13 protein-coding genes are annotated in these 13,887 nt (G+C 68.4%); 8 read left to right on the top strand and 5 right to left on the bottom strand.

Annotated features, from left to right (window positions below; translation table 11 throughout):
• Positions 1-48: 48 nt before the first annotated feature.
• Entirely contained in the window at positions 49-1,650 is a 1,602-nt protein-coding gene (fadD8, locus tag QXK92_RS15075) for a fatty-acid--CoA ligase FadD8 (RefSeq protein WP_306242451.1), read from the bottom strand.
• 65 nt (positions 1,651-1,715) lie between these two features.
• On the opposite strand from fadD8, the gene QXK92_RS15070 reads away from it, so the two are divergent.
• From QXK92_RS15070 to QXK92_RS15045, 6 genes are all read left to right on the top strand, one after another.
• Positions 1,716-3,320, top strand: a complete 1,605-nt coding sequence (locus QXK92_RS15070) for an amidohydrolase (protein WP_306242449.1) — start codon at positions 1,716-1,718, stop codon at positions 3,318-3,320.
• The gene (locus QXK92_RS15065) at positions 3,320-4,288 is read left to right on the top strand and encodes an o-succinylbenzoate synthase (protein ID WP_306242447.1); all 969 of its coding nucleotides are present in this window, start codon (positions 3,320-3,322) and stop codon (positions 4,286-4,288) included. The genes QXK92_RS15070 and QXK92_RS15065 overlap by 1 nt, the downstream gene beginning before the upstream one ends.
• Complete coding sequence (locus tag QXK92_RS15060; RefSeq protein WP_306242445.1) at positions 4,285-5,073, top strand: alpha/beta fold hydrolase; 789 nt, start codon at positions 4,285-4,287, stop codon at positions 5,071-5,073. Before QXK92_RS15065 ends, QXK92_RS15060 begins: the two co-directional genes overlap by 4 nt.
• Positions 5,074-5,255: 182 nt before the next feature.
• A complete protein-coding gene (gene menD / locus QXK92_RS15055) occupies positions 5,256-6,905 on the top strand; it encodes a 2-succinyl-5-enolpyruvyl-6-hydroxy-3-cyclohexene-1-carboxylic-acid synthase (RefSeq protein WP_306242443.1) in 1,650 nt (549 codons plus the stop codon).
• Between the two features lie 26 nt (positions 6,906-6,931).
• The gene (locus QXK92_RS15050; protein WP_306244441.1) at positions 6,932-7,411 is read left to right on the top strand and encodes a DUF3592 domain-containing protein; all 480 of its coding nucleotides are present in this window, start codon (positions 6,932-6,934) and stop codon (positions 7,409-7,411) included.
• Between the two features lie 71 nt (positions 7,412-7,482).
• Positions 7,483-8,628 (top strand): glycosyltransferase family 1 protein, encoded by a 1,146-nt coding sequence (locus QXK92_RS15045; protein WP_306242441.1) that lies wholly within the window; start codon positions 7,483-7,485, stop codon positions 8,626-8,628.
• 6 nt (positions 8,629-8,634) lie between these two features.
• Here QXK92_RS15045 and QXK92_RS15040 read toward each other — a convergent pair whose 3' ends face one another.
• Positions 8,635-9,459 (bottom strand): SDR family oxidoreductase, encoded by an 825-nt coding sequence (locus tag QXK92_RS15040; protein ID WP_306242439.1) that lies wholly within the window; start codon positions 9,457-9,459, stop codon positions 8,635-8,637.
• Positions 9,460-9,524: 65 nt separating this feature from the next.
• Here QXK92_RS15040 and QXK92_RS15035 point away from each other — a divergent pair, with 65 nt between their 5' ends.
• Positions 9,525-10,214 (top strand): demethylmenaquinone methyltransferase, encoded by a 690-nt coding sequence (locus QXK92_RS15035; RefSeq protein WP_306242436.1) that lies wholly within the window; start codon positions 9,525-9,527, stop codon positions 10,212-10,214.
• Between the two features lie 121 nt (positions 10,215-10,335).
• Here the strand turns inward: QXK92_RS15035 and QXK92_RS15030 are convergent, their stop codons facing one another.
• The 3 genes from QXK92_RS15030 to menJ form a co-directional block, all read right to left on the bottom strand.
• Complete coding sequence (locus QXK92_RS15030) at positions 10,336-10,671, bottom strand: DUF732 domain-containing protein (protein ID WP_065044621.1); 336 nt, start codon at positions 10,669-10,671, stop codon at positions 10,336-10,338.
• 46 nt (positions 10,672-10,717) lie between these two features.
• A complete protein-coding gene (locus QXK92_RS15025) occupies positions 10,718-11,404 on the bottom strand; it encodes a class I SAM-dependent methyltransferase (protein ID WP_306242434.1) in 687 nt (228 codons plus the stop codon).
• 147 nt (positions 11,405-11,551) lie between these two features.
• Positions 11,552-12,766: a menaquinone reductase gene (menJ, locus tag QXK92_RS15020; protein ID WP_306244440.1), complete on the bottom strand. Its 1,215-nt coding sequence runs from the start codon at positions 12,764-12,766 to the stop codon at positions 11,552-11,554.
• Between the two features lie 45 nt (positions 12,767-12,811).
• On the opposite strand from menJ, the gene grcC1 reads away from it, so the two are divergent.
• A complete protein-coding gene (gene grcC1 / locus QXK92_RS15015) occupies positions 12,812-13,819 on the top strand; it encodes a nonaprenyl/(2E,6E)-farnesyl/geranylgeranyl diphosphat synthase (RefSeq protein WP_306242432.1) in 1,008 nt (335 codons plus the stop codon).
• Positions 13,820-13,887 lie beyond the last annotated feature (68 nt).

Raw genomic sequence — 13,887 nt, 5'->3', positions numbered from 1 at the left:
CACACTCGGCAGCGAATGTGCGGCCAGCTTCACGCTCGGCACAGAGAATTAGCCCACCGCGCGGCCGGCGCCCTCCCAGAACTGCGCCCGCACCGCCTTCTTGTCGGGCTTGCCCAGCCCGGTCAACGGCAGCGCGTCGACGACCACCACCCGTTTGGGTGACTGCACCGAGCCCTTGCGCTCCTTGACCGCCGCCTGAATCTCCGCGGTCATCGTCTCGATCGACGCCTCGTCGGTGGCCGCGTCGGCGCGCAGCACCACCACCGCAGTGACGGCCTCACCCCACTTCTCGTCGGGCGTACCGACCACGCAGGTCTGCGCGACGGCCGGGTGCTCGGCGATCACATCCTCGACTTCGCGCGGGAAGACGTTGAACCCACCGGTCACGATCATGTCCTTGACCCGGTCGACGATGAAGTAGAACCCGTCCTCGTCCTCGCGGGCCATATCGCCGGTGTGCAGCCAGCCGTCCTTGAACGCTTCGGCCGTCGCTTCGGGCTTGTTCCAGTAGCCGGCCGCCAAAAGTGGCCCGCTGACGCAGATTTCGCCCGGCTCACCCTGCGGCACCGGCTTGCCGTCCTCGCCCAGCAGCGCCACCCGCGCAAACAGCGTCGGACGTCCACAGGAGGTCAGCCGCTTCTCGTCGTGGTCGGCCTTGGCCAGGTAGGTGATCACCATCGGCGCCTCCGACTGGCCGTAATACTGCGCGAAGATCGGCCCGAAGCGGCGGATCGCCTCCGCCAGCCGCACCGGGTTGATCGCCGAGGCGCCGTAGTAGACCGTCTCCAGCGAGGACAAGTCCCGGGTGTGCGAATCCGGGTGGTCCATCAGCGCGTACAGCATCGACGGCACCAGCATGGTGGCCGTAATGCGTTGTTCTTCAATGACTCTCAACACTTCGGCCGGGTCGAACTTGGCCAGCACCACCATCTCGCCGCCCTTGACCACGGTGGGAGTGAAGAAGGCGGCGCCCGCGTGCGACAGCGGGGTGCACATCAGAAACCGCGGGTGCTCGGGCCATTCCCATTCGGCCAGTTGGATCTGGGTCATGGCGGCGATGTTTCCGGTGGTGCCGATCACGCCCTTGGGCTTGCCGGTGGTGCCGCCGGTGTAGGCCATGCCGCCGATGTTGTCCGGTGGCAGGTCGGCGACCACCAGGGGCTTGGGCTCGAACTTGGCCGCCTCGGCGGAAAGGTCAACCGCCACCCCCCGCAACGCTTCAGGGACGGGTCCGATGGTCAGGATTTGCTTGAGCGAGTCGACCTTCTCCAGCAGGCCGAGCGCGCGTTCGACGAACATCGGGTTGGGGTCGATGATCAGCGCGCTGGCGCCGGAATCGGAGAGCACATAGGCGTGGTCATCCAGTGAGCCGAGCGGATGCAGGGCGGTACGCCGGTATCCCTGCGTCTGACTGGCACCGAGGATCATCAAAACTTCGGGCCGGTTGAGCGACAGCAGCCCGACCATGACGCCGGAACCGGCGCCGAGGGCCTCGAATGCCTGCACGTATTGGCTGATTCGTTCGGCGAGCTGACCACCGGTGAGCGTGGTGTCGCCGAGGAAGAGCACCGGACGGTTCTTGTGGCGCTTGAGTGCGCCCGCGAGCAGATGGCCGTTGTGAGTCGGGTTGCGCAACAAATCGACACTCATATCCCAAGACTAGAACGTGTTGCAATTCCGCTTTTTCGCGCCCTCGGTCAGTAGGATTTGCCCACATGAACGCCGCTGACACGGTCATCACCGGAACCGTACTGACCGTCGACGAAAATCGCCCCACCGCCGAGGCGCTCGCCATCGCCGACGGCCGCATCATCGCGGTGGGGGACCGCGCGGACGTCGCCCGGTACATCGGGCCGGACACCCGCACGATCGACATCGGCGACGGCTGCGTCATGCCGGGATTCATCGAGGCCCACGGGCATCCCCTGATGGAGGCGATCGCGCTGTCCGACCGGATCATCGACATCCGCCCGGTCACCATCCGCGACCCGCAGGACGTCGTCGAGACGATCCGGAACGAGGCCGCGCGCCGGGGAGCCGACGGCGCCTACCTCAACGGTTGGGACGCCCTGCTGCAGCCCGGCCTTCCCGACCCGACGCTGAGCTGGCTGAACGACATCGCCCCGGACGGTCCGCTGGTCATCATCCACAACTCCGGCCACAAGGCGTACTTCAACTCGCGCGCCGCCGAACTCAACGGCCTCACCCGGGACACACCCGATCCCAAGGGCGCCAAGTACGGCCATGACGCGAACGGCGACCTCGACGGCACCGCCGAAGAGATCGGCGCCGTGTTCCCGCTGCTGGGCGGGGCGATCCAGGCGGGCAACTACCCGGACATGCTGCGCGCCGAATGTGCGCGCCTGAACCGCGCCGGCCTGACCACCTGCTCGGAGATGGCCTTCGACCCCAAGTTCAACCCGCTGATCGAGCAGCTGCGCAACGACCTGACCGTGCGGCTGCGCACCTACGAGGTCTCCAACGCCCAGATGTCCACCGACGCCACGCCGGGTGAGGGCGACGACCTGATGCGACAGGTCGGCATCAAGATCTGGGTCGACGGCTCACCCTGGATCGGCAACATCGCCCTGTCGTTTCCCTATCTGGACACCGACGCAACCCGCTCGGCCGGCATCACGCCCGGTTCCTGCGGCTGCGCCAACTACACCAAAGAGCAGCTGCGCGAAATCGTCGGGGCGTACTTCCCCAAGGGCTGGCAGATGGCGTGCCACGTGCAGGGCGACGCAGGTGTCGACACCATCCTCGACGTCTATGAAGAAGTCCTGCGGCACCATCCCCGCGACGACCACCGGCTGCGCCTTGAGCACGTCGGCGCCATCCGGCCCGAGCAACTGCAGCGCGCCGCCGCGCTCGGCGTCACGTGCAGCATCTTCGTCGACCAGATCCACTACTGGGGCGACGTCATCGTCGACGGGCTGTTCGGGCCGGAGCGCGGATCCCGCTGGATGCCGGCCGGCTCGGCCGTGGCCACCGGCATGCGCATTTCGCTGCACAACGACCCGCCCGTCACCCCCGAGGAACCGCTGCGCAACATCAGCGTGGCCACCACCCGGGTGGCGCCGAGCGGCCGGGTGCTCGCGCCCGAGGAGCGGCTCACCGTCGACCAGGCGATCCGGGCCCAGACCATCGACGCCGCCTGGCAGTTGTTCGCCGACGACGTGACCGGCTCGCTGGAGGTCGGCAAGTACGCGGATCTGGTGGTGCTGTCGGCCGACCCGCGGGCGGTGCCTCCCGAGCAGATCGCCGACCTCGAGGTGCGTGCGACGTTCCTGGCCGGTAGGCAGGTCTACGGGCAGTGATGCCCGATCTGCAGGAGCTGCTGGATCGCCTGCACGTGGTGGCGCTGCCGATGCGGGTGCGGTTCCGCGGCATCACCACCCGCGAACTGGCGCTGATCGAGGGCCCGGCCGGGTGGGGCGAATTCGGGGCGTTCGTCGAATACGAACCACCCGAGGCCGCGCACTGGCTCGCATCGGCGATCGAGGCTGCCTACGGCGAGCCGCCGCCGGTACGACGCGACCGCATCCCGGTCAACGCGACGGTGCCGGCCATCGAGGCCGCCGAGGTGCCCGACGTGCTGGCCCGATTTCCCGGTGCCCACACCGCCAAGGTGAAGGTGGCCGAGCCGGGGCAGAGCCTTGACGACGACGTCGCCCGGGTCAATGCCGTCCGGGGGCTGATGCTGACAGTTCGGGTGGACGCCAACGGCGGGTGGAGTGTCGAGGAGGCGGTGCGGGCCATCTCGGCGCTGACCGCCGACGGCCCGCTGGAGTACGTCGAACAGCCCTGCGCCACTGTCGCCGAACTCGCCGAACTGCGTGCGCGGGTCGACGTCCCCATCGCCGCCGACGAGAGCATCCGCAAGGCCGACGATCCGCTGGCCGTGGTGCGGGCCGGCGCCGCCGACGTCGCGGTGCTCAAAGTTGCTCCGCTCGGCGGCATTTCGCCGATGCTGGCAGTCGCCGCGCAGATCGACATCCCGATCGTGGTGTCCAGCGCCCTGGACTCGGCGGTCGGGATCAGCCGCGGTCTGGCGGCCGCGGCGGCGCTGCCGGAGTTACGTCACGCCTGCGGACTGGGCACCGGCAGGCTGTTCGTCGATGACGTCACCGATCCGGTCGTGCCCGTCGACGGGTTCCTTCCGGTGGGCCCGGTGACGCCAGATCCTGCCCGGCTCGCTGCATTGAGCGCGCCGGTGCATCGGCGACAGTGGTGGATCGACCGGGTCAAGGCCTGCTACCCGTTGCTTGTACCGTCGATCGGGTGATCAACCTGGCTTACGACGACAAGGGGACCGGTGAGCCGGTTGTCTTCATCTCCGGTCGCGGCGGTGCGGGACGCACCTGGCATCTGCACCAGGTGCCGGCGTTTCTGGCGGCCGGCTACCGGTGTGTCACCTTCGACAACCGCGGAATCGGCGCCACCGAAAACGCCGAAGGCTTCACCACCCAGACCGTGGTCGCTGACACCGCGGCGCTGATCGAATCGCTGGGGGTCGGTCCGGTACGGATCGTCGCGGTGTCGATGGGCTCCTACATCGCCCAGGAACTGATGGTGGTCCGCTCCGAACTGGTGAGCTCGGCGGTGTTAATGGCCACCCGCGGGCGCCTGGACCGTACCCGCCAGTTCTTCCACCAGGCCGAGGCGGACCTCGACGCCGCCGGCGTCGGGCTGCCCGCCACCTATGACGCGAAAACCCGCTTGGTGGAGAACTTCTCCCGCAAAACCCTGAACGACGACGCGGCCATCGCCGACTGGATCGCGATGTTCAGCATGTGGCCGACCAAGCTCACCCCGGGCTACCGCTGCCAGCTCGACATCGCCCCGCAGACCAACCGGTTGCCCGCGTACCGCAATATCGCGGCTCCGGTGCTGGTCATCGGCTTCTCCGACGACGTCATCACGCCGCCCTATTTGGGACGCGAGGTCGCCGACGCGCTTCCCAATGGCCGCTACCTGCAGGTCCCCGACACTGGGCACCTGGGTTTTTTGGAGCGGCCGGAGGCGGTTAATGCGGCCATGCTGAAGTTCTTCGCCGGCACGACGGCCTGATTGCCGAAGGTCCTAAACCGGGTCAAAGCGCTCGATCCGGTATACCTCGCCCATCCCCCGGAGCCGAGCTGTCGCGCGATGGTGAAACCTGCAAAGACGTCGCCATCGGCCAGCGGCATAACCGCAGATCCAACTGATCGGCTCGCTCCGTAACCGGTCGCCGGCTGTGACACCCTGTAGAGGTGAACCCCTCGACGACCCAGGCGCGCGTCGTCGTCGACGAACTGATTCGCGGCGGCGTGCGCGACGTGGTGCTGTGTCCCGGCTCACGCAACGCGCCGCTGGCCTTCGCACTGCAGGACGCCGACCGGGCGGGCCGGCTCCGGCTGCACGTGCGTATCGACGAGCGCACCGCCGGTTTCCTGGCCATCGGCCTGGCTATCGGTGCGAACGCGCCGGTCTGCATCGCCATGACGTCGGGCACCGCGGTCGCCAATCTCGGACCGGCGGTGGTCGAGGCCAACTACGCCCGGGTGCCGCTGATCGTGCTGTCCGCCAACCGGCCGTATGAGCTGCTGGGCACCGGCGCCAACCAGACCATGGAACAACTCGGCTATTTCGGCTCTCAGGTGCGGGCCACCATCAGCCTGGGCCTGGCCGAGGGCTCGGCCGAGCGGTTGCCCGCTCTCAACGCCGCCTGGCGCTCGGCGACCTGCCGAGTGTTGGTGGCCGCCAAGGGTTCTCGCACGGCCAATGCCGGGCCCGTGCAATTCGACATCCCGCTGCGCGAACCTCTGGTACCGGACGCCGAGCACGTGAATGCGCCCACTCCGGCCGGGCGCCCCGACGGCAGGCCGTGGACCTACACGCCACCGGTCACCTTCGATCAACCGCTGGAGATCGACCTCACGCCCGATACGGTCGTCGTCGCCGGCCACGGCGCGGGTGTGCACCCCAACCTGGCCGCGCTGCCGACCGTCGCGGAGCCCACGGCGCCACCTGTCGCCAACCCGCTGCATCCCCTGGCGTTGCCGCTGCTGCACCCGCAACAGGTGATTATGCTGGGCCGCCCCACGCTGCACCGCCCGGTGTCGGCGCTGCTTGCCGATTCGGCAGTGCCGGTGTTCGCGCTGACGACGGGGCCGCGCTGGCCCGACGTGTCAGGCAACTCGCAGGCCAACGGCACCCGGGCAATCACCACCGGAGCTCCCGACCCGGCGTGGCTGCGCCGCTGCGCCGAACTCAACCGGCACGCCGTCGCTGCAGTGCGGGGCCAACTTGCCGAGCACCCGCTCACCACCGGCCTGCACGTGGCCGCCGCGGTCGCCGATGCGTTGCACCTCGGGGATCAGCTCGTACTCGGTGCGTCGAACCCGGTTCGTGACGCCGCACTGGCCGGGCTGGACAATCGTGGGATCCAGGTGCGGTCCAACCGTGGCGTGGCCGGCATCGACGGCACCGTATCCACCATCATCGGAGCCGCGCTCGCGTATGAGCGGATCGGCAACCCCGAGGACCCGCCGCGCACCGTCGCGCTCATCGGTGACCTGACGTTCGTGCACGACAGTTCGGGGTTGCTGATCGGGCCTACTGAACCGACCCCGCGAAACCTGACCATCGTGGTGTCCAACGACAACGGCGGCGGCATCTTCGAACTGCTCGAGCAGGGCGACCCGAGGTTCTCGGACGTGTCGGCCCGGATCTTCGGCACCCCGCACGACGTGGACGTCGGCGCGCTGTGCCGCGCGTACCACGTAGAGAGCCGACAGATAGAACTCGACCAGCTGGCGGCCGCTCTCGACGAGCCCGGTGGCGGTATGCGGGTATTGGAGGTCAAGGCCGACCGGTCGTCGCTGCGGCGGCTGCACGCAGCCATCAAGGCCGCTCTGTGAGAAGACTCACTGTCGCGCCGAAACAGGTGCTGCGCATCCTGATTCACGGCACCACGGAGGAACTGCCGGACACCCGGCCCCGAATGGTGGTGCGGTGGGCGCGAATCGCCGTGCTGATCGTCATCCTGCTCGTCACGTTGCAGTCGATCCTGCTGGTGGCGGGCGCGTGGCGTAACGACCTGGCGATCAAACGCAATATGGGCGTCGCCCAGGCGGAGGTGCTCAGCGCCGGGCCACGACGTTCGACTATCGAGTTCGTCACCCCGGACCGCGTCACCTATCGGCCGGAACTCGGCGTGTTGTACCCGTCCGAATTGGCCACCGGCATGCGGATCTATGTCGAATACAACAAGAAGGACCCGAATCTGGTTCGGGTGCAGCACCGCAACGCGGGCCTGGCGATCATCCCGGCGGGATCGATCGCCGTGGTGGCCTGGCTGATCGGTGCGGGGGCGTTGATCCTGCTGGCTGTGCTGGACAAGCGGCTGAACCAAGCCGAGTCATAGCGCGATCAGATTTCGCGTCGCGTATTCCCCGCGGCAACCTGGTCGACAGTCGCTGCTGCCAGTGTGGTGGCGTGCGCGTTGCAATCGTCGCCGAATCGTTCCTGCCTCAGGTCAACGGTGTGAGTAACTCGGTCGTCCGGGTTCTCGAGCATCTGCGTCGTACCGGTCACGAAGCCCTAGTCATCGCCCCGGACAACCCGCCCGGTGAATCCCGCGCCGACCGCGTCTACGACGGCGTCCGGATCCACCGGACACCGTCGCGGATGTTCCCCAAAGTGACCACGCTTCCGCTGGGCGTCCCCACCCCGCGCCTGCTGCGGGTGCTGCGGGGATTCGATCCTGACGTCGTGCACCTGGCCTCACCGGCGCTGCTCGGTTACGGAGGGATGCTGGCCGCGCGCCGGCTCGGTGTCCCGACGGTGGCCGTTTACCAGACCGACGTGCCGGGTTTCGCGGCGAGCTACGGCATCCCGATGGCCACCCGCGCCGCCTGGGCCTGGTTCCGGCACCTGCACAGCCGCGCCGACCGTACTCTGGCGCCGTCCACACCAACCATGGAAAGTCTTGCCGCGCAGGGCTTCCCGCGCGTACACCGGTGGGCGCGCGGTGTTGACCTGATCCGGTTCGCGCCGTCGGCCCGCGACGAGAGGCTGCGCCGGCATTGGTCTCCCAACGGCCGGCCGGTCGTCGGCTTTGTCGGTCGGCTCGCCCCGGAGAAGCACGTGGAACGGCTCGCTACGCTCGCGGGCGCCGGCAACGTGCAGCTGGTGATCGTCGGTGACGGTGTTGATCGGACCAAACTCGAGAAGTCAATGCCCGCAGCGGTTTTCACCGGTGCGCTGTACGGCGACGAACTCGCCGCAGCGTACGCGAGCATGGACGTCTTCGTGCATCCCGGCGAGCACGAGACGTTCTGTCAGGTCGTGCAGGAAGCGCTGGCGTCGGGGTTGCCGGTCATCGCCCCCGACGCCGGCGGCCCGCGCGACCTCGTCGCACCCTGCCGCACCGGCCTGCTGCTGCCGGTGGCCGAGTTCGAGGCGCGGCTACCCGGTGCCGTCGCGCATCTGCTTGCCGAACGGCAGCGCTATTCGCAGGCCGCCCGGCGCAGTGTGCTGGGGCGCAGCTGGCCGGTGATCTGCGACGAGTTGCTCGGTCACTACGAGGCGGTGTTGTCGCCGGCGGCCGGGGTGCGGGCCTTCCCGCGTCGTCGGGCCTGAATCCCGCTAGCCCTGCGCCAACTCGGCCACCGATTGCCACTGCTCCCAGGTGCGCAGCCGGTTTTCGTAGTCGGCTTTCGCCGTCGCCAACGGGGTGGCCCCGAAGAACACCCGCAGCGGCGGCTCGTCGGCGTCCACCACCTTCAGCAACGCCTCCGCCGATGCCGACGGATTACCGGGGCTGGCCCACCGCTTGCTGCGCCACTCGTCCTGCTTGGCGTGGACGTCGGCATAGTCCGGCAGGCGCTCGGCCCGCCGGGACGACGATCCGGCCCAGTCGGTGTCGAAGCCGCCGGGTTCGATCAGCGTGACGTGCACGCCGAACGGTGCGATCTCCTGCGCCAGCGCCTGCGAGAAACCTTCCAGCGCCCATTTGGAGGCGTGGTAGATGCCGACGTCGGGGAACGCGGTGATGCCGCCGATCGACGACACCTGAATGATGTGCCCGCTGCGCTGCGCCCGCAGGTAGGGCAAAGCGGCCTGGGTGATCCACAGGGCGCCGAACACGTTGGTTTCGAGCTGGTCGCGCGCGTCCTGTTCGGACACTTCCTCGATGAACCCGAACTGACCGTAACCGGCGTTGTTCACCACGATGTCCAGGCGCCCGAAGTGGTCATGGGCCTGCTTGACGGCCGCGAAGTCCGCATCCCGGTCGGTGACGTCGAGCTGAATCGGCAACAGCGCGTCGCCGTATTGGCCGACCAGGTCGTCCAGGGATGCCGTGTTGCGCGCCGTGGCGGCCACCTTGTCGCCACGTTTCAGGGCGGCGGTGGCCCACTCTCGTCCGAAACCTCGCGATGTACCGGTGATAAACCAAACTTTTTCGCTCACGCAGTCTTGCAACGCATCGACCGGCGACGAATTCCCCCATTCGGCGGACGGGTAGCGTTTCAGGCGTGAGCCGCGCCGACCTCGACAAGGATCCCCGGGACGTCGCGTCGATGTTCGACGGGGTCGCCCGCCGATACGACATCACCAACACCGTGCTCTCGCTGGGCCAGGACCGCTTCTGGCGGCGTGCCACCCGCGCGGCCCTGAAGATCGGGCCGGGGCAGAAGGTGCTGGATCTGGCCGCAGGCACCGCGGTGTCGACGGTCGAGTTGGCGAAGTCCGGGGCGTGGTGCGTGGCGGCGGATTTCTCGGTCGGCATGCTCGGGGCGGGCAGCGCCCGTGCTGTGCCCAAGGTCGCCGGCGACGCAACCCGGTTGCCGTTCGCCGACGACGTGTTCGACGCGGTGACGATCAGCTTCGGCTTGCGCAACGTGGCCGACTTCCCGGCCGGCCTGCGCGAGATGGCCCGCGTCACCCGGCCCGGCGGCCGGTTGGTGGTATGCGAATTCTCCACTCCCACAAGCCCTTTGTTCGCGACAGCGTACAAGGAGTATCTGATGCAGGCGCTGCCGCGGGTGGCGCGCGCGGTGTCCAGCAATCCCGACGCGTACGTCTACCTGGCGGAGTCGATCAGGGCCTGGCCCGACCAGGAGGCCCTCGCACAGGAGATCGTGCGCGCGGGGTGGTCGGCGGTGCGGTGGCGCAATCTCACCGGTGGGATTGTGGCGTTGCACGCCGCGTACAAGCCGCTCTGACTCGGGAGGGTGAGCTTCCGTTAGCAGGACGGGCGACGCACCGCGTGCGCCGAGCCTGCGTTCTTGCAGGGATCCACTCGCACTTCCTCTGCAGATCTACAGCCTCGGTAATCCGAGCGCGTTAAGTACCCGCCCGCTGTAAAAAGCCGACCTGCTCGGGGCAGTAGTGGTCGAGCGCCGCGCCGAGGAACTGGAAAGCCTGTCCCTGGGTGGTGCCCCGCGGCAGATTGCGCTGCAGGAACGTGGCCGACTTGTAGGGATCCCCATCCACGCCGCGCTCGATGCGCTGGCAGCTGATCTTGCCCAGCCAGGCGTTGTAGTCCTGCGGGCCGTAGATGCCGTAGGTGTGCAATTGAGCGTTGAACGGGGCGTCGTAGTCGTCGGCCTGGGCGGGTGCCGCCACTCCGATGGCGGCGACCGCCATGGCCGCGAAAGCACCCAGCTTAAATGCCTTCATTAGGCGGACTATACACCTGGAACGAGGTTTGCGATCAGGTCCGCTATCAGCCCAGATGGGCCGATAGCAGCCAGGCGCCGACCGATTTGCGGCCACTGGATTCGTCACGGGCCTCGAAGCCGGACATCGCCGGCACATCCGCGGGCAACTGCGCGTGAATGCGCGCGGGCCGGATGCCGTCGATCACCCAGTACTTGGAGACGACCTCCCGCAGCTCGTCGGACGTGACCGCGTTGATCGGCCCCTCGGCTACCGCGGCCTTGTCGAAGACCAGCACGAAATACGACGCGCCCGGCGCCGCGGCGCGCACGATCGACTGCTGGTAGCCCTCGCGCAACTCGACGGGCATCGAGTGGAAAAGAGTTGAGTCGACGATCGTCTGGAACCGGCCGGTCAACCCGGCGGGATAGCTGCTGAAGTCGCTGATGTCGGCGACCGCGAAGCTGGCGCTCGCCAGTCCGCGCCGCTGCGCTTCGGCGGTGGCCAGCTTAATGGCGGTGGGGGAGGCGTCCAGGCCGACGGTGGTGTGTCCGCGCTCGGCCAGCGCCAGTGAGATGGCGCCCTCCCCGCAGCCCGCGTCGAGGACGTCGCCGCGGAAGCGGCCCTGCTCGATCAGGGCGGCCAGCTCTGGCTGAGGTTCCCCGATGCTCCACGGCGGGCGGGCGCCCTCGCCGAGCTCGCTGGATTCGCCTCGGTAGGCCTGTTCGAACTGGAGATCCATTGGTGAAGTCATACCCACAAAGATATCAACCTGCCTGATATATGTCAATCAGCTTGATATGTGAACGAAGGTCACCCACATGGCGCGAGCAGACGCGAAATCGCACGGCGCGGCGCCAAATCGTGCGATTTTGTGTCTGCTCGGCGCGACTGGGGGCCCTTAACTGAACGGCGGGCGGCGGTCGATGAGCCGCGAAGCCCGCCCACCGCCGCGCCACGCCCGTGCCACCCAGTCGGCGTCCTCGTCGGTGACCAGGTTGGCCATCGTCCGCACGGCGATGCGCATCAACGTCGTGGAGCGCATCGCGATCGGCCCGGTCGCCGGCAGGAACCGCTGGAAGGTCAGCAGCAACGCCAGCCGGCGCGCCACCGAGAAACCGCGTGCGTAGTGGTCGGTCAGCAGTGCCGGCCACAAGTGGGAAAAGTCGGGCGATTCCAGCATTTCGGCGGCCAGCCGCCCCGTCTCCAGCCCGTAGTCGATGCCCTCGCCGTTCAGCGGGTTCACGCATGCCGCGGCATCGCCGATCAGCATCCAGTTCGGTCCGGCCACCCCCGACACCGCGCCCCCCATCGGCAGCAACGCCGACGCCACCGCCCGCGGCGGGCCCTCGAATCCCCATTCGTCGCGCCGCAGGTCGGTGTAGTAGGAGATCAGCGGCCGCAGCGCCAGATCGGCCGGCCGCTTGGTCGTCGACAACGCCCCCACGCCGATGTTCACTTCGCCATTGCCCAACGGGAAGATCCAGCCGTAGCCGGGCAGCACGGCGCCGTCGGGGGAGCGCAGCTCCAGATGTGAGGTCAGCCACGGGTCGTCGCTGCGTGGCGTGGCCAGATACCCGCGGGCGGCGACGCCGTACACCGTCTCCTGATGCCAGCGCCGGCCCAGTTTGCGGCCCAGCGACGAGCGCGCACCGTCGGCCACGATCAGCTGATCGCACACCACCTCGGTGCGGTCGGCCAATGTCACCGATGTCACCCGCCGAGACGAGTCATGATGCACCCCAACCGCTTTGGTTCCCAGCAGCATGCGCGCCCCGGATTCCTCGGCGACCTTGCGGATCCGGTCGTCGAGCTCCAGGCGGGCCACCGCGCTGCTGTGTGGCGGGAACGACGGGCCCGGCCAGCGCACTTCCACCTCGCCGCCGAAACCGCTCATGCGCAGGCCGTGGTGCCGGATGCGGCTGGACAGCCAGTCGCCCAAGCCCAGCCGCTCCAGCTCGAGGATGGCCCTCGGTGTCAGCCCGTCGCCGCAGGCTTTGTCGCGGGGGAAGCTGGCCGAATCGATGACAAGGACATCCCGGCCCGCCCGGGCGGCCCAGGCAGCCGCCGCCGACCCGGCCGGTCCGGCGCCTACCACCACCACCTGCGCGCGCAGGGCTCTGGGGACTGCGTTCTCCACGCCCACCAGTATGTTGGTCGAATGAGAACTCCGGCGACGGTGGTGGCGGGCGTTGACTTCGGCGACGCCGGATTCGCCGCGACTGTGCGAGACGGTGTCGCGCGGGTCGAGCAACTCATGGACGCTGAGCTGCGCGGTTCCGACGAGGTGATGACCGAATCGCTGCTGCATCTGTTCCAGGCCGGCGGCAAGCGGTTCCGCCCCCTGTTCACGGTCCTGTCCGCACAAACCGGCCCGGATCCGGACAACGCGGACGTGACCCTGGCCGGGGCCGTGGTGGAGCTGATTCACCTGGCGACGCTGTATCACGACGACGTGATGGACGAGGCGGAGGTCCGTCGTGGAGCGCCCAGTGCCAACGCGCGCTGGGGCAACAACGTCGCCATCCTGGCCGGCGACTACCTGCTGGCGACGGCGTCGCGATTGGTGTCGCGGTTGGGGCCAGAGGCCGTGCGGATCGTCGCCGACACATTTGCCGAGCTGGTGACGGGTCAGATGCGGGAGACCCGCGGCACCCCCGAAGGGGTGGACCGCATCGAGCAGTACCTGCGGGTGGTCCACGAGAAGACGGGCAGCCTGATCGGCGCCGCGGGCCGGTTCGGCGGCATGTTCTCCGGCGCCGACGACGACCAGATCGAACGGCTGAGCCGACTGGGTGGCATCGTCGGCACCGCATTCCAGATCGCCGACGACATCATCGACATCGACAGCGAGTCCGACGAGTCCGGCAAGGTGCCCGGCACCGACCTGCGCGAAGGTGTGCGAACGCTGCCGATGCTCTACGCGCTGCAGCAGACGGAGCCCGACGGCGCGCGACTGCGCGAACTGCTTGCCGGACCCATCCACAACGACGACGAGGTGCTGGAGGCGCTGGCCCTGCTGCGCCAATCGCCCGGCATGGCCCAGGCCAAGCAGACGCTGGCGGGGTACGCCGACCGGGCCCACCACGAGTTGAGCCTGCTGCCCGAATCGCCCGGCCGCGACGCGCTGCAGGCGTTGGTCGACTACACCGTCAGCCGGCACGGCTGAACCGATCCGCACGGATCGGAACCTGAACCGTCCTCCCACGCGTTATTCGGCTGTAATCAACTCGTAGG

This window comes from Mycobacterium sp. TY815 (genome assembly GCF_030755135.1).
GTDB lineage: Bacteria > Actinomycetota > Actinomycetes > Mycobacteriales > Mycobacteriaceae > Mycobacterium.
Note: the sequence above shows the minus strand (reverse complement) of the source record. Positions and strands in the feature narration are given on the sequence as shown.